Below are 19,626 nucleotides of genomic sequence, written 5' to 3' on the forward strand. Positions count from 1 at the left end.
TTCATGCAAGGAGCTACCTCTCATACCTAACCTTACCACCTACAATCGTCATCACGACTTTCGTAGAAAGCAGCTCATCAGGGTGGGACGTAAAGATGTCCTTCGAATACACCGTCATATCCGCCCACTTCCCTCTTGTGATCGTTCCTTTCACCGTCTCCTCATTGGTAGCGTAAGCACCACCCACCGTAAACAGTGTCACAGCCTCCTCAATCGTTAACTTCTCGCTCGGGTTCCAGCCTGGATGGTCTTCACCTGGGGCCTTACGGGTCACCGCTGCGTGAAGGCCTAGTAGAGGGTCTAGCGGCTCGACAGGAGCATCCGATCCTCCTGCACAGATGATCCCAGCTTCCATCATCGTCTTCCACACATAAGAATAATGAGCCCTTTCTTCTCCCAAACGATCATATAGCCATGGGAAATCCCCTGGTACAAAACGAGGTTGAAGGTCAGCCATTCGGCTTGGGTGCTTTAATCGCTCCAACAAATCGGGTCGTATTACGGAAGTATGAATCAGTCGATCACGATACGCAACAGGCGCGAACTGATCGAGTCCATCAAGTGTTATTTCTAATGCCTTATCACCAATGACATGGACAGCAATCGGCATTTGGTGCTCCCTCGCCCCACGAATAATTTCGGTTAAAGCCTCAGGATCATGGACAGGATAACCTACCATGTTGGGGTCATCTTGATATGGAACAGACATATAAGCGGTTCTTCGCCCTAGTGCACCATCCGCAAAAATCTTTAGCGCACCTATCTGTAAATAGGGGCTTCCATACCCTGTGTACATTCCTGCTTCCTTCAATGCTTTCAAGTAAGGATAATAGATAAGGAGATTCGTCCTTAATCCGACTCCCTCTTGATGAATAAGCTCATCATATATTCGGTAAGTCTGCTCAAAACCACCTAAGTAACGTAGATCCTCTGTATGCACACTAGTTAATCCTAGCTCTAAGGACAGCTCCATGGCTTGTTTAACAGCCTGCTTTAATTGGTCATAACTTGTTTCTGGGATGTATTTTCTAATTAATTGTGACGCCGTCTCTAAAAACAAGCCCGTCGGTTTACCTGTTTGCGAGTCCACCACAATCTCTCCACCGGAAGGCACCTCTATGCCTGGATGATAATGACTGATCTCTAAAGCCCTATGGTTTACTAGAAAAGCATGACCACAAACGCGTGTCAAGAAAAGAGGACGTCCCAAGGAAGCGGCATCTAATTCTTCTATGGTTGGCAAACCACTTCCATCCTTAAAAAGATTCTCATCCCAGCCCCTGCCTATCACCCACTCATCAAGAGGAGTTTGTTCAGCCTTTTGTCTAACGGAAGCCAACAGTTCAGCTTTTGACCCAAACCCGGACAGGTCCAAGTGAAGCAGCTTCAAGCCAATACTAGAAATATGCAAGTGACTATCAATCAAACCGGGCGTAACCGGGTGATTAAGCAAGTCGATGGTTACGGCATTAGGACTTCCCCACTGAAGCAGCATGTCCTTTGTACTGCCAAGGTCAATAATGCGCTCATCCCTCACAACTACAGCTTCGACTAAAGGAAGATTCGGATCTTGCGTATAAATTTTTCCGTTTATAAAAATGGTTACAGCCACCTTCTATCCCTCGCTTCCATTATTTATAAAGATGACAGGCTACTTGATAGTCCTCACTCACATACTCTAATTCAGGTCTTACACTCTTGCATACTTCCAGCACTTTTGGACAGCGAGGAGCAAAGGCACATCCAGCGGGAGGGTTGGCTGGTGATGGCACATCCCCACTCAAGATGATTCGCTCCTTCTTTTCCAACGGATTGGCTACCGGCACAGCCGATAATAAAGCTTGCGTATAAGGATGAAGCGGTTCTGAATACATGTTTTCAGTCGGTCCCATTTCCACCATACGACCCAAATACATGACGCCTACGCGGTTGCTAATATGTCGGACGACGGAGAGATCATGAGAAATAAAGATATAGGTCAATTCAAATTGCTCTTGCAGATCCTGGAGTAAATTCAAAATTTGCGACTGAATGGAAACATCAAGCGCGGATACCGGCTCATCAGCGATAATCAGCTTAGGCCGCAAGACGAGTGAACGGGCAATCCCAATCCGTTGACGCTGACCTCCGGAGAATTCATGAGGATATCGCTCCGCTTGCTCTGGGCGCAATCCGCAAACCTGCAAGATTTGGTAGACCTTTTCTTCCACATTCTCCTTCGTTGCAAGATGATGCGCCAGTAGCGGTTCTGCGATAATATCCTTTATTTTCAAACGAGGATTCAAGGAAGCAAATGGGTCTTGAAAAACCATTTGTATTTCCTTGCGCATCCGCCTCATTTCTTCCCTAGAAAGCAACCTGAGGTCCTTGCCTTCAAACAGGATTTGTCCTTCTGTTGGCTCCAAGAGGCGAAGAATGGTGCGCCCTGCCGTTGACTTCCCGCATCCTGATTCCCCTACGATTCCCAGCGTTTCCCCGCGCTTCACATGAAAGGAGACATCATCGACGGCCTTGACATAACCCGTCACCTTATTCAATAGGCCCCCGCGAAGTTCAAAATACTTTTTTAAATGATTAACTTCCAGTAGCGTGGAGCTCTGCATCGGATTTTCCCTCCTTCTCATACAACCAACAACGGCACTGATGGCCTTCTTCTACATACACGAGGCTTGGTGGAGCCGTCTTGCACTTGTCGACGGCCTCCGAGCAGCGTGGATAGAAACGACAGCCTTGAGGCATCTGCGTAAGGGCTGGAACTTGACCAGGGATCGGAGTCAATCTCTCCTTCTTTTGATCTAGTTGAGGGATCGACTGCATCAATCCTCGTGTATAAGGATGTTTAGGACGAGTAAATAAGCTGACCACATCCGTTTCTTCCACCACCTGCCCGGCATACATCACAAGAACTCGATCACACATTTCGGCCACTACGCCTAGGTCGTGCGTGATCAAGAGAATCGATGTCCCCGTTTCTTCCTTCATTCTGCGAATCAGATCCAGAATTTGAGCTTGTATGGTCACGTCGAGCGCGGTTGTAGGTTCATCCGCAATCACAAGCTTCGGCTGGCATAATAAGGCCATTGCAATCATAATCCGCTGTCTCATCCCACCGGAGAGTTGATGCGGATAATCTTTCATGATCTCCTTCGGCCTTGGAATGCCCACTTTCACTAACATCTCTATAGCAAGAGCCTCAGCTTCTTTCTTGCTCATCTTTCGATGTAATAAAACCGCTTCCGCCAGCTGTCTGCCAATCGTAAAAACGGGATTCAAAGAGGTCATAGGCTCCTGAAATATCATCGATATTTCATTTCCGCGCAGATTACGAATTTCTTTATCGGACATTTTCAGTACATTCTTCTGATCAAAGGCAATATCGCCTTCTACAGTACATGTTGGCTCGCCTGGCAGAAGACGCATGATAGAAAGGGAGGTAATCGATTTTCCACATCCTGATTCTCCCACTAGTCCTAGAGTTTCTCCTTCACGCAGATGAAAAGAAATGCCGGACACCGCTGTAACTGAACTTTCTTCTGTACGAAAGGAAATTTTCAAGTCATTGACTTCAAGCAGCTTCTTCATTCTTTCCACCTCTAATCCTTAATTCTTGTATCCAGCGCATCCCTTACCGCATCTCCCAGCAAGTTAAAGGCCAAGCATGTAATTAATATGGCTAAACCCGGGAAGATGGCAATATGAGGCGAGGTCGTCATATACTGTCGTCCAGCGCTGAGCATGGTGCCCCATTCTGGCGTCGGTGGTTGAGCTCCCATTCCAAGAAAGGATAGAGAAGCAGCAATTAAGATTGCTGTACCAATCCGCATGGTGAAGTAAACCATCACGATAGATAAGGTACCAGGAAAGATATGTTTCCAAATAATCGAGCGATCACGAATTCCCATTGCGCGTGCCGCTTCGATGTATGTCATATTTTTCAAAGATAACGTATTTCCTCTGACAATCCTTGTGAAAATAGGAATGGTAAAGATTCCTACCGCGATAATAACGTTCGTCATCCCAGGTCCAAGAAGAGCAATGATTGCAATTGCTAACAGGATTCCTGGAAAAGCAAACAACACGTCGCATGCCCGCATTACCATGGAATCATACCATCCTCCATAATAGCCCGCACTTAGACCAAAGAACGTTCCAATGACAGCTCCGCCTAATACAGACAAAAGCCCAACCGCCATCGAGATTCGAATCCCATGGAGCAGACGGCTAAATACGTCTCGGCCAAACTCATCCGTCCCTGCCCAATGCTCTACCGTAGGGGATAATAAAATTTTATCGTAATCAGGCTCTGTCGGATCATAAGGGGCAATGAATGGCCCAACGACAGCAAGGATCATCAATGATAGAACAATGAACAACGAGATCATGCCAATACGTTGCTTAGAAAACCTCCTCATGAAGCGACGCATAGGAGATTCCTTCGATGTCCCTCCTATGGAAGGAGAGTTTATCGGTGCATCGGTCGTCATCTCTACTTGAGACATACCCCTCACTCCTTTAACTTTGCAGGCGAATTTGTGGGTTTAAGACGGCATAAACCACATCAACCAAGAGATTAATAAGTAAGAACTGTAAGGCGAAGAGCAACATTTCGGCTTGTATGACCGGGTAATCTCGGAACTGAACCGCTTCGATCAGCAGTCTCCCCAACCCCGGCCAAGAGAAGACCGCTTCCGTTACTACAGCTCCTCCTAATAGAAACCCAAACTGTAGTCCTGTCATCGTAACCACAGGGATCAAGGCATTCCGAAGAGCATGCGACCAAACCACAAGCCTTTCTCTTGCCCCTTTCGCTCTTGCTGTTCGAACGTAATCCTCGCGAAGCGCTTCAACCAAACTAGATCGGGTGAACCGGGCAATGACCGCCGCGACCCCAGACCCTAAGGTGATAGCAGGAAGAACCACATGCCAAAAGGAGCCTGTTCCTCCTGTAGGGAACCATCCTAACCTCACGCTAAATACTTCAATTAACATGAGACCTAGCCAAAAGGAGGGAATCGAAATCCCAGTCACGGCTGCAAACATCGTCACTTGATCCTGCCACTTCCCTCTTTTGGTAGCTCCAATCACTCCAATTAAAACACCGGCAAAAACGGCCCATACCATACTATAAAAGGTCAGTTTCATCGTCGGCCAGAATCGTTCGGCAATCATATCTACAATAGGTTCCTGTGTTCGATAGGAATCACCGAAATCCCCTTTCAAGGCACCCGTAAGAAAGTTCCAGTATTGTTCATAAAGCGGCTTATCCAGCCCAAGCTTGATTCTCGTATTCTCCACATCTTGGTACGTGGCCTCTGTTCCAGCAACCATTCTTGCAGGATCTCCAGGAAGCATATGCAAAAACATAAAAGTGATAAAGGATACAATCAGCAAAATAGGAATCATCCCAAAGAGCCGCCTGCATATGTAAATAAACATATTCCTCCTCCTTTATTAGAAAAGAAGAGGTTCAAGATCTCGCTTGAACCCCTGCTTGTACTATTTGAATTCAACACCCTTAACATCTAACTGAGTTCCTGGCATAACGAAGGCTCCGTCAATATTGGCTCTCTTTCCGAGGACGTTATCCACCGCAAACATGAACAACCAAGGTGCATCTTCTACAATCGTTTTCTGAGCTTCCGCATAAGCGGCTAAACGCTCTTGTTCGTTGTTAGAGGATAGACCCAGCGCAATGTTCTTTTCTACTTCTTCGTTCGTGTAGTACCCGACGTTATAACCAGCAGGAGGGAAATTGTCCTTTGTCAACAACGGTCGCACTCCCCAATCAATTTCACCCGTAGAAGGTGACCATCCTGTTGCATAAGAAAGCATTTTACTGTCCTTCGCCTCTACATACATTTGGTTAGATAGCGTACCTTCTTCCATCGGCTGAACATTAGCATTGACTCCGATTTGCTTCCATTGCTGCTGAATAAATTCTGCTATTTTAATTTTTTCGGTAGAATTGTCTACCCAAATCGTTGTTTCAAATCCATTCGGATGTCCCGCTTCGGCAAGCAATTGCTTTGCCTTTTCTAAGTTGAAATCATACATTTGTTGCTTTTGGAAGCCCCATATCATAGGAGATACAACGGATTGAGCTGGGGAAGCAAACCCTCTCATAACCACCTTTACTAAAGCCTCTTTATCCACAGCATAGTTAAGCGCTTGGCGTACTAATTTATCATCAAACGGTTCCTTCGTGACGTTAAAAGCTACATATCTACTAAATAAAGACGGTGACTTCTCGACGATGATATTGTTGTCCCCTTTAACCGCTTCTGTTTGCTCTGGTGGCAACGGATAAACAAAATGAGCTTCTCCCGTTTTTAGCATGGCTACTCTTGAAGCCGCTTCTGGAACCGGCTTGAATACAATGCGATCTACCTTAGCTGCGTTGGCTGCGTCCCAGTATCCGTCAAACTTCTCAACGATTGTATGTTGAGCATCTTTCCACTCTACAAATTTGTATCGACCTGTACCTACGGGTGCACGATTAAGTCCCTTGTTATTTTCTGCGATGGCCTTTGGTGAAATCATCGCAGCAGATGGATGGGCAAAGGTTTGAACAATAGCAGCGAAGGGCTTGTTCAAAATGACCTTTGCAGTATATTCATCTACCACTTCAACCGATTCAACAGCAGCAAATAAAGAGGCCCGCTTCAAGCGATTTTCTGGATTTTTTAATCTATCAATATTAGCCTTCACAGCTTCAGCATTAAAATCCGTGCCATCATGGAACTTAATGCCCTTCTTTAATTTAAATGTAAGTGACTTCGCATCTTCCCCCATCTCTGGCATGGATTCTGCTAGTACTGGATGCATCTTCATATCTCTATCAAAATCTAATAGACCTTCATACATCGTTTTAGTAATAGAATAAGAGACGTTTTCCTGAGAGTCCTGTGGATCCATCGTGGTCGGATTGGCATCTTGTGCAACAATAAACTCACTTGGTTTAGCTGGACTAGCTGTTTCTGTCCCCCCTGTTGAGGTGTTTGCAACCGGTTCCGTTTTGGAACATCCCACTAGAAATACACTTGTTGCAACGAAACAGGCCAGAGTTCGTTTGACCCACTTGTTCTTTATCATTCATTTTCCCCCTTCTCTTAATTTTGTAATAATTATATAAATTGTTAGCGATATCATAAACAGATAAAAAAGATAAAAAAAGATAAAAAGAGATTAGAAGACAAAACTCATCGGTTTTGTCCCCTAACCTCTAGTAAATGAACTACTCTTGCCCAGCAGCTCCAATGACCTTCGCTTGCTTAGCTTCCTCAGGCAGAACGATACTATCTACCTGGTTAAAGTCAGTATACGTGCCGCTCATTTTCATTTCCATTCTTTCTATCGGTTGATTTGGCATCTCAGCAAGCTCTAGGTCCATCTGCATGGAAAGCTTAGTCGGAAGCTTCGTCTCCAGATCAAACCACATGAATCCCGACATTCTCAATTCTTCTAATCCGGTTTCTTCCATCATGGCAGCTGGCATCTCTTGACCCGAGAACAAGTTGCCAGCAAGACTCAACATTTCCTGCATCGAAGTAAACCTTCCTTGCAAGGATACCTTTTGCATCTCTTTTCCATCGATAACCTCGGTTCCTAAGTCACGATAGAAGACATATTTGTTATTCATTTGTTGGTTGTAAGCTACGCTATTTTTTTGCATCTCCATCATTTGATCAAAAGTAAACGGGAGTTCGCTGCCCATCTTCATCCATTCTTCTTGGTTGGTTTCAGGATTCAGCATCTTCATATACATGCCGTCCTTGACGAAGTATTGCTCCATCTTCATTTCCGTTTCCCCTGTAGTAAGAGGCTGCGGCAGCTTGGAGTTGGAGACGATTCGGAAACCCTGGTCCTTCTTGAATTCCATCTCCATCTTCATTGTCATGTTGAGTGTGTTCATCGGAGGTGCTTCAGGAAGTCCTTGGCTGAGAACCATATTCATATCTTGAGTCATATTCGCTTTAAAAGAGTCTTGTTTATCCATCACTTCGGATGACTTGATGACCCATTCGTGGGCTGTTGGATCACTCACTAAAGCCTTCTGAATCGCTGCCTTCGCTTCATCTAATGTAACCATGTCGTGCGCAAACGAAATGCCATAATCATTTTTTAGGACTTCTGGGTTTGTTCCGAGGATTTTCGCAATAATAATATAGGCTTCATTGGCTTTTAGTGAATTTTCTAATCGAACTGTTCCATCTCCGTATCCATAAATGACTTTACGCTCCTTCATGACACGAATGGCATGAGCATAAGGAGAATCTGTGGACACATCTTGAGGAAGAACGGCATTTTGATCCTGTAAAGGTAATTGAAGTTGATCAACAATAGTATGTATGAAAGCTCCTCTAGTAACGATGTCTTGTTCTGTAGAGTTTGCCGATACACTTCCTGATCCTATGAATGTCCCTGCTAGTAGAGTCGTTGATAGGGATAAAGCAAGTAATCTTCTTTTCATAAAAAAAGCCTCCCGTCGTTTAGTCTTTATGTTATACGGAAGATTTTAGGAAAAGTTTCCTTTTTAACTGCAAATATCCACCCCCGGAATGCAAATATCCCCTCCCATTTTGCAAATATAGTAAAGGAGTTCCCCTCTCTACCTCGAATTGATAAATATCACCCTAAAAGGAGGTTTATAGATGATTAAAAAACGAAGAAAATACCCATTAAAACTTAAAAAAGCACATGCTCTGCTTCGACGACTCCATCCTTTGCACCCGACTAGACTAGAGATCGAAGAGGATTTGAAAAAAAACCACGCGGGCTTCCGAGGAGAAAAAGAATTAGATTATCATCTAGGCTTTCTACCTCAAGATGACTACTTCATCTATCAAGGTCTGCAGCTTCCAGGATTCCAAATCGATTGTCTAGTCCTATGCTCCCGCTTCGCTGTTATTATTGAGAGTAAGAATTTTAGCGGCACACTCACATTCGACTCATCATCCCATCAATTTTACCGTACAAAGGATAACCAAAAAGAAGGCTTCCCCGACCCTATCCTCCAAGCAAAACGGCATAAGATCAAGCTGCAAAAGTGGCTCACTACTCATAAGCTGAAACCCCTTCCTATTCAAACCCTTATCTCCATTGCTTTTCCCACCACCATCATCGAAACGGACAACAGCAACTACCATCTCTTCGAGACGGTCACCCACGCTGAGAGAATTCCCGATAAAATTGCAGCACTATTCAGCTTTTACCCTGAAGTTTCCCTATCTCCTTATCACCTCAAGAAATGGAACGACACCCTACTCACCGAGGACCAAGCTGAAAAATTTGATGCTCTCGCCTTCTACCAAATCAAACCCACAGACTTTACCCAAGGTATTAGCTGTCGTACCTGCTACCACAATCCAATGAAACGCATCTATGGAAAATGGAAATGTCCCGGTTGTCAAGCTACTTCCCGCAAGGCTCATGTCGGACCCATCCTCGATCATCTCCTCTTAGTTAATCAACTAACGAATCAAGATGCACAAAGGTTACTCCACTTTTCCACAACCTACACGGTAAGCCGATTACTTTCCGCGATGAAACTTCCCTTTACCGGAGATAACAAAGGTAGAGTTTACTATTATCCTTACTGAAGTTGATATATTTGCAAGTTTAACTTGGATATTTGCAGCTTCAGCCCGGATATTTGCAACCCATCCTCCAAACAAAAAAACCACCCCAAATCTGGGGCGGTCCACTCAACCTACTATTGACTAGCTAACTCAAACAATACTTCCTTCATCACTAGCATCCCGTTCATGCAATCTGGCAGCGAAGTCCATTCTTCTGGTGAGTGACTCTTCCCATTCAAAGATGGCACGAAGACCATACCGGATGGAACGTACTTTCCAAGAATCATCGCATCATGTCCTGCTCCACTTGGCAAGGTACGAACACCTAATCCATTGGTCTCGGCAGCCTTCGCGATCGCATTCTGGATGCAATCTGGGACAATGACAGGAGGGATGGAAATACCCACCTCGACCTTTAACTCAAGCTCGCGCTTCTCAGCAATTTCCTGTGCTAAGGCCGTAATGGCCTCTAGCATTTGATCTCGCGACTCCGCCACAATATCCCTTGCGTCAACCACTACTTCTGTCTTCCCTGCGATTACATTCGTACCGTTCGGGAAAACATTCACCTTTCCTACAGTAGCAACCGCTGTTTCGCTAAACTGACGAGGAAGCTTTTCTACGCCTAAGATGAACTCGGATGCGGCAACAACGGTGTCTTTTCTCATATGCATAGGCGTATTCCCTGCATGATCCGTACTTCCTAAGAACGTAAAGGTTCTCCAAGAAGGACCTGCAATCCCGTTGACAATTCCGATCTGCTTCTCTTCATTCTCCAAGATCTTCCCTTGTTCAATATGAAGCTCTAGGAAAGCAAAAATATCTTCAGCCCGACGTTTGCTTAACGCTACTTGCTCCGGCTGGTACCCTTGTTCCCTCATCGCATCTACAAGACTAACACCGTTCGCATCGGCAAACTTTTCAAGATCCTCAGGCGTTACTTCTCCCATCATCACGCGACTTCCAAAGATACCGTTCTTGAAGCGCGCCCCTTCCTCGTCGACAAACACCGCAAGTTCAATCGTCCGCTTGGGCTTCTTGCCTTGCTTAATCATCGCTTCAATCGCCATTAAACTAGAAAGACAACCAAGCGCTCCATCGAACGCCCCTCCATTCGGGACAGTATCAAGGTGAGACCCAGTCATCACAACCGGAAGAGAGGGATCCTCCCCTTCAAAACGACCAAACAAGTTTCCTACCGTATCCTCATGAACCTCGAGACCGATAGACTCCATCCAACCTCTGAATACTTCCTTTACTTGCTGCTCTTCCCGTGTATACGGATATCTCGTAAATCCACCCTCCGGCGTAACACCAATCTCCGCCATCTTAGCCAGTCTCTCTGCTACATCTAGTGGATCTATTCCATCTACCTTCGGACATTGCGACAATTCTTCCAGCAATCTATCTTTAGAAAAGACTTTCATACTCTCCACCTCACTATTTTTCAATCTATTTATCTATCTAAACATTATTTACCTACCGCAAACTAGCAAGCTATGGCAAGAAAATACCGGAGCCTGGTCCTAGCGGCAATCCTAAGAAGAACCAAACCACAAAGAATAGAATCCAAGCTACTCCGAAAATCAAGGTGTAAGGAAGCATAACCGCAATCAAAGATCCAAGCCCCATCTTCTTATCGTACGTCTTCGCAAGAGCCAATAGGATAGCAAAGTACGCGAACATTGGCGTAATCGGATTCGTAATGGAGTCCCCGATACGGTAAGCCAACTGGGTAAACGCTGGATCATATCCTAGCAACATAAACATCGGAACAAACACTGGACCTAAGATTGCCCATTTCGCTGAAGCACTTCCGATAAACAAGTTCAAGATCGCACTGATAATGATAAATCCAATTAACAAAGGCAAGCCAGTAAGCCCGATACTCTTTAAGAAATCAGCACCCGAGATCGCCATGATCACCCCGAGGTTACTCCAGTTAAAGTAAGCAATAAATTGAGCTGCAAAAAACGCTAGAATGATATACATTCCCATACCGCTCATGGCCTTGGCCATCGCGTCTGCGACATCTTTATCGGAACGAATTCCCTTCGTGCAAATACCGTAAGCAATCGCAGGGAATAAGAATAATCCCATGATAATTGGTACTAGAGAACTCATAAATGGAGAGATAATCACCGCGCCACCTTCTCCACGTAGAGGACCATCGGAAGGAACAATCGTTAAAGCAATCAAAGCAATAAACGCAAGAGCTGCAATTCCAGCCCACTTTAACCCACGATTTTCATCCGCAGTTAGCTTATCTAACTTCATCTTTGGTCCTGTATACTCAGGAAGACGAGGCTCGACGATCTTATCCGTAATCCAGACGGCTAATGGAATAATAATAAATGAAGAAGCCGCCAAGAAGTACCAGTTCATCGCTGGATTGGCAATGAAGTTCGGATCTACGATTTGGGCTGCCCCTTGTGTAAATCCAGCTAATAACGCATCAAGCATGTTTACAATTAAGTTAGCACTAAATCCACCCGCAACAGCGGCATACGCGGCTACCATCCCCGCAATCGGATGTCTACCTACACTCATGAACACCAACGCTGCAATCGGAGGCAATACGATAAATCCAGCATCTCCAGCTGCGTTAGCCAGGATCCCCGCAAACACGATGGAAATCGTAATCATTGACTTCGGTGCACCTAATACCACTTTCTTCAGTAAAGCAGAGATTAATCCGACACCTTCGGCTACCCCAACCCCAATCATCGTTACAAGAACTAATCCTAAAGGAGGGAACTCTGCAAAGTTTTTGACCATCTTGGTCATAATATCTCGTAATCCCTGTTCGGATAACAAGCTAACCGCTTTTACCGGTTCTCCAGTGGAAGGATGCACAACTTGGACCCCGGCCTTGGCTGCAAAATAAGAAGCAATAAGAACAATAATAGCAAAGATAATAAATAACGTAACAGGATCAGGAAGCTTGTTTCCTACCTTTTCAACAACATCTAGCATCCGGTTAAATAAAGACTTCTTTTCCGGAGCATTTGGCTGCAAGTTCTTTGGTGGTTTTGTCTTGTTGGTCTCCAAAGACATATGCGATCCCCCTTTTTTCATGTTTTATAAATTTTCTAACTTGTTACTAATTATAGTGAAATGAGAATCATATACTATGTGAATAAATCCAAAAAAGAGAACAAACAATTTGTACATTTAAACAAGATTTTGTCAAAGCTTCTACAAATCTAGCAACTTTTTGTATCATTAAACAAATATTATTTAATATCTTTGTTTACTTTCACATAGAACTCCCTTGTTATAAGAGTATAATTATTCTGTAAATATACGGAAGGAGGAGAAGGTTGATGTTTGAATCCATGTACAACCGTTTATCCGAATTATTTCCGGAAATGGTTAAGCTTCGCCGTCATTTTCATATGAATCCTGAATTATCCTTTATGGAGGTAAAAACACCTGCTACCATCGCGGATTACCTCACTGAACTAGGAGTGGAGGTTCGTACAGGTGTAGGTGGAAGAGGTGTCGTCGGCCTGATCCGTGGCGGAAAACCTGGAAAGACTGTGGCTATCCGTGCGGATTTTGACGCACTTGCCATCCAAGATCAAAAGGATGTGGAATATAAATCCCAAATACCTGGTGTTATGCATGCTTGTGGGCATGACGCGCATACAGCCACCCTTCTCACTGTAGCCAAAGTCCTCGTTGAAAACAAGGATGAATTGGAGGGGAATGTTGTCCTCATTCACCAATTTGCGGAAGAAATTGCTCCTGGTGGCGCCTTACCGATGATTGAGGATGGTTGCTTAGATGGAGTAGATGCGATCTTTGGAACCCATTTATGGTCTACGATGCCTGTAGGAGAGATCGGTTACCGTTCAGGTCCTGTTATGGCAGCAGCTGACAAGTTTACCATCGAGATTAAAGGGCGCGGTGGACACGGAGCAGCTCCTCATGAAACTGTTGACTCTATTATGGTAGGAACCTCCTTGGTTCAAAGCCTGCAACAAATCGTTAGTCGTCGGGTCAATCCGTTAAAACCAGCCGTTGTTACCGTGGCTGCTTTCCACGCTGGCGATGCTTTTAATGTCATCGCGGATTCCGCAACCATTATTGGTACAGTCCGTACGTTTGATCCCGAGGTTCAAGATCAGATCATCGCGGAGATGGAGAGATTGACTAAGTCTACCTGTGACGGAGCTGGAGCTAGCTACACATTCACCTTTGACAAAGGCTATCCTGCCGTTGTCAATCATCCAGCGGAAACCAATCTCCTAACCCAATGCGCGAAACTCGTGGTTCCTGCAGAACAAGTGAAGGAAATGGCTCCGATCATGGGCGGAGAAGATTTTTCCTATTATTTACAAAAGGTGCCAGGCACTTTCTTTTTCACAGGAGCCGGGAATCCTGAAACAGGGGCCGAATACCCTCACCATCACCCTAAATTTGATATTGATGAGCAATCCATGTTAACCGCGGCTAAAGTTCTTCTAACAGCTGCCGTGACCTACTTGCAAGAAGAAGCTGCTAAGCAAGCAGTTGCAACTTCAAAATAACTTACGATACAATAACCCTAATCTATAGAGATTAGGGTTGATTTTTTTGAACGACACATTAAGCCATCGCCAACTACAATCCTTAATAGAAGTTTCCAATGTACTAAATAGCTCTCTCGACATTGATACCATTATCGATTCGATCATGCAGGTCACGGTTTCTGTTATCGATGCCGCTGATGGAGGCGTTTTATTCTTATACGATCGACAGCAGGAATGCTTAATTGCGACATCCACTTATGGATTTAACCCACAAATACTCGACCAGGTGCGATTGAAGCCAGGGGAATCGATGACAGGACTTGCCTTTTCCGCTAGACAATGTTTGATTTTTGAAAACCCAGAAGAAGTAGCGCGAACCACCTCTACTCTCACTCCCAGAAACTTGGACTTCATGGTTACATCCATTCCGAATCGACCACAGTCCGCTATTTGTGCGCCTATCATGAGTAAGGGCGAATGTATCGGCGTGATTACATTGGATTCTTTCCAAAAGGATCTACACTTCACTCAAGAAGATATTAAATTAGTGAAAGCGATCTCCCACCAAGCAGCTGTGGCCATTGAGAAAGCCAGACTATATCGAGAAAAGCAACAAACCGTTCGTGAATTGGAAAAGTTGAACTATACCATTACCCAACAGAATAAGATGCTTTCCCGTTCTGTAGAAATCCATGGTCATTTAGCTGATCTGGTACTTCGCGGCGAAGGACTACACGCCATTCTTCATTATATTAATGAAGTTTTTGGTTATCAGACGTTTCTCTTTGATGAACTAGGCGAACTCGTGGAGTCAGCGAGCCGCATCTCAGAAGAGATTCTTCCCCAAGTCAAACAACAGGTTTTCACACCCGTAGAGTCCTTGCACCCTACCTATACCTTAGCCCATATCGAAATCCATGGGGTATCCCATCATTTTGTTAGATTACCTATCGGTTCCAAACCGAACTTACTTGGTTTCTTAGCAGTCCTCGCAACCCAAACGATTGGAGAAGTGGACATTGCCGCATTAGAACATGCGTGTACCGTCATTTCCCTAGAATTGGTGAAAACGCAAGCCATCTTTGACACGCAACAACGTTTGAAGGGAGAGTTTATCGAGGATCTATTCGCGGGAAGAGTAAATGAGGGACTCATTCAGCAAGCCAAATACCTCAACTTGGATCCGAATCGCAATTACCTTGTCTCCATTATTCATATGGATGACCTGGATTCCATCGAACCAGAACAGAGAACCAGCCTGAAGCGTCATCTGATAGAGCTTGCCAACCGTTTATTTATAGAAAACTATCCCCATAGCCTAGCAGTAACAAAGCAAGATCAAATTGTCATGCTCCTTTCCTTCTCTATGAAGGGATCCATGCCTTATCATACCCGTCAAATAACCGATCTGGCTCACCAGTTTCTTCAGGAGATATCGCAGAAAAACTGGAATACAACCGTAACCATAGGAATCGGTCGGGCAAAAAGCGGGCTTATTCAGGTCGGGAAATCAGCACAAGAAGCGAAAAAAGGACTGCAATTCCTCAAGTCCTACGCCTTAAAGAAAAATATCATCAGTTATTCCGAGCTAGGCGTTCAACGTCTCCTTCTGCAAAATTCAGAAGAAGAGCTATTAGATTTTATCAACGAAACCCTGGGACCCTTGCTAGAATACGAAACTCAACGAAAGGGAGAGCTCCTCCCTACCCTTATTATTTATTTAGAGCACAACCAAAATTCCAAGGAAACCGCAGAAGCCTTGCACATCCATACCAATACCTTAAATTATCGACTCAAACGAATGGAAGAAATTTTAGGAATTGAGCTTATGGATACAGAGCAGTTTCTAAATCTCCATTTGGCTGTTCGATTGTATCAGTACTTGGAAGGAAAGTTGTAACAAGAAGGTCCATACTCTGGATCTTCTTTTTTTTCTAAAAAACTTTACAAAAATTTTATTGTTAGAGATAGGACTTTATACATATGTATAAAAAACACACCATGAGAAGAAAGGAATGATGAGGAGATTTGGACAAAAAAACATCCTTGATTCGAAAGTATTTTTATCCTTCTTCTAGCAGCATAGGCTTTGCCTTTGCTACGGTATATGGATTTTCCTGCATCATCCTTTCACCCCTTGCTTATTCTTGGATATTTCTTTTACTCGGTGTTCTCCTTCTAAGACTGAATTTACTCGCCATTCTCATTGGGGCCATCACTCCCTTTGTCTTCCCAAAACTGCAGCAATTGCATAATGAAGTAGAAGGAAAACAGTTCTATCTATTACTCGCCTCCGTTCATCTTGCATTATTTATCCTCTCGTGGCTGTTCTATTATAAACGGGAAAAACAACAGCAAACACGAGAACAAAGCGCAGTTTTCTTTGATCCTACCGGGGTTCGTTGGGCTCTATGGAAACGATCGATTCTTGCTTTGCTTGCCTTCATGCTCCTGATTAGCTCAGTATTAGTTGTGAATTTACTAAGATTCCCCGTCCCAGAGCAGAGGATCCAACAAACCTTGGCAGTCCCCTTTGTTTTTAATGCAGGTCAAAGAGAAGCTGGACTCTATACAACAGATGCGACTAAAGAACTCTTTGCCTTCATTGATCCTGATGATCCGGAAGGTCTTCAATCGTTTAAGGATCAACTCCATTCCATACATGCTGTATTGCCGGAATGGTTTAGCTTTTCGGAAGGTGGCCGATTGGAGGAGCATGTAGATGAAGCCCTTCTTGAATTGTCAAAGAAACACCATGTGCAGGTATTGCCTGTCCTTTCTGATTTTCCGGATGCATGGAAGGATCCACACCTTATAGCCCAACTAGAGATTCCCCATGCTAGAGCCCAGCTGGCCCTGAACATCCTAGTTCAAGTATCGCGCAAACAAGTTAATGGCATAACCATTGACTTCAAGAACCTTCCAGAAGAACCTAAGATTCAACAATCTTTTACTCAACTTATAAAAGAATTGCACCTCTTATTTCAGCCCTTCCACCTCAAAATAGCGTTGACCGTATACCCAGATAGAAAACCCGAAGAAATTAAAAAGTTAGAACCTTATGTACATCGATTTATTACCGTAACAGATGGCACGAGTCCCTATACACTAGACCAATTAAAGATCCCCTCCGAAAAGTTAATCATTCGACTCGAAAACTATGGAATAGAGAAAGGCAATACGATATCTTTTACGGACGTCATGAATCTAGCTGCCAAACATCAATCTCCCATTCTATGGGGAGAAAAGGGGCACCCCACTTTACACTATACCGAAGGGGATATTACTACTCGCATAGCCTTATATGACGCTGCCACTGCCTATAATCAAATTCATGATACTCTTCCCCTTATCCCTAAAGGCTATGCCTTGTACCGTCTAGGTACGGAAGACCCTGGGATATGGAATGTACTACAGCATTTATTTCAACAAGACGAACTCAACATGACAAGAATCTCTCCTCCGCAACACGTTCACATGGAGGGGGAGGGAGAAATTCTCAGGCTTTTTACACAGGCCCAAGAGGGTAAGCGAGATCTGCAAATTGACTCTAGGGGGAGGATTATTGATGAACGCTATCTTCAATTGCCTTATCCCTTTCAGATCCAACGTCTAGGTAATCCCACTGAAAAGGTTGTAGCCCTCACATTCAGTGATGGTCCTCATCCCGTTTTCACCAAGGACATTCTTGACATTCTAAAGAAATATGAGATTCCAGCTACCTTTTTTGTTATCGGAAAGAATGCTTCCATGCACCAGTCACTGATTCATAGAATGCTAAAAGAAGGACACCTAATCGGAAATGCTACCTTTTCTAACTCTCTTATTCATGACCCTGAACGCCTAAAACTGGAAGTTCATGCCAACCAACGGTTAATTGAGGGGATTACCGGTTACTCAACACGCTTATTTCATCTGCCACCTTCACTGCGACTAGAAGCAAAAGAACAACCAGTCCCTGAATGGATGGTCGCCATCCATGAGCTAGGCTATTCCCTTGTGAATGCTACCATTGATCCTCGAGATACAGAACTGCCCCATCCAACTCCGGAGGACATTGTACAGCGGATTATTCAAAACAGTCTAAACGGCCACGTGATCACTCTTCATGACGGAGGTGAACAAAGGGAAAATACAATTAAAGCTTTACCAGTCATCATTGAAACTTTACAAAGTCAGGGGTATCGCTTCATCACCATGAACGAATTAATGGATAGCACTCCTCAGCAAGTCATGCCAGTCGTTGAAGTAGAACGAGAATGGATAAATGAGCGATTAGCTTTCCTTGCCGCACCCGTGCTTCACCAATTTTTCACCATCATCTTCTATGCCTCTATCATTCTAGGGATCATCCGACTAATCACACTATGTTTACTTGCATATAGGCAGCGCAGAAGAAGAGAACCCATTCCAAACCCTAATTCTTCATTGGTCAGCGTCGTTCTAGCTGCTTACAATGAGGAAAAAATAATAAGAACAACCCTTGAATCCATCCAACGAAGCACTCATCATCCCTTAGAGATCATCGTTGTAAACGATGGGTCAACAGATGGAACAAGAAAAGTTGTCCTAGAGATGTGCGAACAGGATCCCCGAATACGACTAATTGATCAAGAAAACAAAGGGAAATCCCATGCCATAAACCGAGCCTTTCAAGAAGCCCAAGGCTCCATATGCGTGTCTATTGATGCGGATACACAAATGTTACCGCAGGCGATAGAATGGCTACTTCACCCTTTTGCTAATCCAAAGGTCGCAGCCGTATCAGGCAATGTCAAGGTCGGAAACAGGAAAAACTGGCTAACCACGTGGCAGCACATGGAATATGTTGCCAACTTTAATTTAGACCGAAGAGCCTTCTCTTTAATAAAATCTGTTCCTGTCGTGCCAGGAGCTTTAGGAGCATGGCTCAAAGATGCCGTTCAGAAAGTGGGATTCTTCCCACATGATACGCTTGCGGAAGATACGGATGTAACATTGAAGCTTCTTCGTGAAGGATACGATATCCATTATGAAGAAAGAGCCCTTGCCTTAACGGAGGCTCCTGAAGAGCTTCAAAGCTTTATGAAGCAACGACTTCGCTGGGTATATGGAACTCTTCAGTGTGTATGGAAGCATAAGGACACCATGTTTCGCAAACGTCACGGAAAATTAGGTTGTATTGTTATACCGTACATGTGGCTGTTTCAATTTTTGTTCCAACTGTTTGTTCCTTTTGCAGATCTGTATACCCTATTTGCTCTTTTCAGTGGTAACGCTAACCATGTCATCTATTTTTATCTTTCTTTTCTTTTGATCGATCTTTTGGCATGCTGGTTTGCCTTTCGGTTAGAAAAGGAGAATCCCAAGCCTCTCTGGGGCTTTTTCTTCCAACGGTTCCTTTACCGCTATCTGTTATCATTTATCGTGTACCGATCCTTTCTTCGAGCCCTTAGCGGAAAGGAACAAACATGGAATAAATTACAGAGGAAAGGAACTGTGCAGATATCCGATGATGCCTTACGTAAATGAAGCACAGCCTTTGGCTGTGC

13 protein-coding genes are annotated in these 19,626 nt (G+C 44.3%); 4 read left to right on the top strand and 9 right to left on the bottom strand.

The features are described from left to right. Nucleotides 1–13: 13 nt before the first annotated feature. From EIZ39_RS20875 to EIZ39_RS20905, 7 genes are all read right to left on the bottom strand, one after another. Nucleotides 14–1,612 (bottom strand): amidohydrolase, encoded by a 1,599-nt coding sequence (locus EIZ39_RS20875; RefSeq protein ID WP_129202477.1) that lies wholly within the window; start codon nt 1,610–1,612, stop codon nt 14–16. Nucleotides 1,613–1,631: 19 nt separating this feature from the next. Next, the gene (locus EIZ39_RS20880) at nt 1,632–2,603 is read right to left on the bottom strand and encodes an ABC transporter ATP-binding protein (RefSeq protein WP_129202479.1); all 972 of its coding nucleotides are present in this window, start codon (nt 2,601–2,603) and stop codon (nt 1,632–1,634) included. Further along, nucleotides 2,575–3,582, bottom strand: coding sequence for an ABC transporter ATP-binding protein (locus EIZ39_RS20885; protein WP_129202481.1), 1,008 nt, complete (start codon nt 3,580–3,582; stop codon nt 2,575–2,577). The genes EIZ39_RS20880 and EIZ39_RS20885 overlap by 29 nt, the downstream gene beginning before the upstream one ends. An 11-nt stretch (nt 3,583–3,593) precedes the next feature. Then, on the bottom strand, nt 3,594–4,484 hold the full coding sequence (locus tag EIZ39_RS20890; protein WP_205668608.1) for an ABC transporter permease subunit: 891 nt from the start codon (nt 4,482–4,484) through the stop codon (nt 3,594–3,596). Nucleotides 4,485–4,512: 28 nt separating this feature from the next. Next, nucleotides 4,513–5,436: a nickel ABC transporter permease gene (gene nikB, locus EIZ39_RS20895; protein ID WP_129202485.1), complete on the bottom strand. Its 924-nt coding sequence runs from the start codon at nt 5,434–5,436 to the stop codon at nt 4,513–4,515. Nucleotides 5,437–5,496: 60 nt separating this feature from the next. After that, the gene (locus EIZ39_RS20900) at nt 5,497–7,092 is read right to left on the bottom strand and encodes a glutathione ABC transporter substrate-binding protein (protein ID WP_129202488.1); all 1,596 of its coding nucleotides are present in this window, start codon (nt 7,090–7,092) and stop codon (nt 5,497–5,499) included. Between the two features lie 142 nt (nt 7,093–7,234). Further along, a complete protein-coding gene (locus EIZ39_RS20905) occupies nt 7,235–8,470 on the bottom strand; it encodes a DUF6612 family protein (protein WP_129202489.1) in 1,236 nt (411 codons plus the stop codon). A 181-nt stretch (nt 8,471–8,651) separates the two neighbouring features. Between EIZ39_RS20905 and EIZ39_RS20910 the strand changes: the two genes are divergently transcribed. Further along, complete coding sequence (locus tag EIZ39_RS20910) at nt 8,652–9,599, top strand: nuclease-related domain-containing protein (RefSeq protein WP_129202495.1); 948 nt, start codon at nt 8,652–8,654, stop codon at nt 9,597–9,599. Between the two features lie 113 nt (nt 9,600–9,712). Here EIZ39_RS20910 and EIZ39_RS20915 read toward each other — a convergent pair whose 3' ends face one another. Both EIZ39_RS20915 and EIZ39_RS20920 read right to left on the bottom strand, forming a co-directional pair. Then, nucleotides 9,713–11,005, bottom strand: a complete 1,293-nt coding sequence (locus EIZ39_RS20915; protein ID WP_129202497.1) for a Zn-dependent hydrolase — start codon at nt 11,003–11,005, stop codon at nt 9,713–9,715. Between the two features lie 70 nt (nt 11,006–11,075). Then, nucleotides 11,076–12,635: an AbgT family transporter gene (locus EIZ39_RS20920; protein WP_129202499.1), complete on the bottom strand. Its 1,560-nt coding sequence runs from the start codon at nt 12,633–12,635 to the stop codon at nt 11,076–11,078. Between the two features lie 269 nt (nt 12,636–12,904). Between EIZ39_RS20920 and EIZ39_RS20925 the strand changes: the two genes are divergently transcribed. The 3 genes from EIZ39_RS20925 to EIZ39_RS20935 all read left to right on the top strand — a co-directional run bounded on the left by EIZ39_RS20925 (nt 12,905) and on the right by EIZ39_RS20935 (nt 19,606). Next, nucleotides 12,905–14,113 (top strand): M20 family metallopeptidase, encoded by a 1,209-nt coding sequence (locus EIZ39_RS20925; protein WP_129202501.1) that lies wholly within the window; start codon nt 12,905–12,907, stop codon nt 14,111–14,113. A 46-nt stretch (nt 14,114–14,159) separates the two neighbouring features. Next, a complete protein-coding gene (locus EIZ39_RS20930) occupies nt 14,160–15,995 on the top strand; it encodes a helix-turn-helix domain-containing protein (RefSeq protein WP_129202503.1) in 1,836 nt (611 codons plus the stop codon). Between the two features lie 128 nt (nt 15,996–16,123). Continuing rightward, entirely contained in the window at nt 16,124–19,606 is a 3,483-nt protein-coding gene (locus tag EIZ39_RS20935) for a trifunctional glycoside hydrolase family 18/polysaccharide deacetylase/glycosyltransferase family 2 protein (protein WP_129202505.1), read from the top strand. Nucleotides 19,607–19,626 lie beyond the last annotated feature (20 nt).

The sequence above is a fragment of the Ammoniphilus sp. CFH 90114 genome, assembly GCF_004123195.1.
Taxonomy (GTDB): domain Bacteria; phylum Bacillota; class Bacilli; order Aneurinibacillales; family RAOX-1; genus YIM-78166.

What these genes read in the sequence shown, in the direction of transcription:
- EIZ39_RS20880 (WP_129202479.1), bottom strand. Translation starts at nt 2,603, where the DNA reads ATGCAGAGCTCCACGCTACTGGAAGTTAATCATTTAAAAAAGTATTTT.
- EIZ39_RS20885 (WP_129202481.1), bottom strand. Translation starts at nt 3,582, where the DNA reads ATGAAGAAGCTGCTTGAAGTCAATGACTTGAAAATTTCCTTTCGTACA.
- EIZ39_RS20890 (WP_205668608.1), bottom strand. Translation starts at nt 4,484, where the DNA reads ATGACGACCGATGCACCGATAAACTCTCCTTCCATAGGAGGGACATCG.
- nikB (WP_129202485.1), bottom strand. Translation starts at nt 5,436, where the DNA reads ATGTTTATTTACATATGCAGGCGGCTCTTTGGGATGATTCCTATTTTG.
- EIZ39_RS20900 (WP_129202488.1), bottom strand. Translation starts at nt 7,092, where the DNA reads ATGATAAAGAACAAGTGGGTCAAACGAACTCTGGCCTGTTTCGTTGCA.
- EIZ39_RS20905 (WP_129202489.1), bottom strand. Translation starts at nt 8,470, where the DNA reads ATGAAAAGAAGATTACTTGCTTTATCCCTATCAACGACTCTACTAGCA.
- EIZ39_RS20910 (WP_129202495.1), top strand. Translation starts at nt 8,652, where the DNA reads ATGATTAAAAAACGAAGAAAATACCCATTAAAACTTAAAAAAGCACAT.
- EIZ39_RS20915 (WP_129202497.1), bottom strand. Translation starts at nt 11,005, where the DNA reads ATGAAAGTCTTTTCTAAAGATAGATTGCTGGAAGAATTGTCGCAATGT.
- EIZ39_RS20920 (WP_129202499.1), bottom strand. Translation starts at nt 12,635, where the DNA reads ATGTCTTTGGAGACCAACAAGACAAAACCACCAAAGAACTTGCAGCCA.
- EIZ39_RS20925 (WP_129202501.1), top strand. Translation starts at nt 12,905, where the DNA reads ATGTTTGAATCCATGTACAACCGTTTATCCGAATTATTTCCGGAAATG.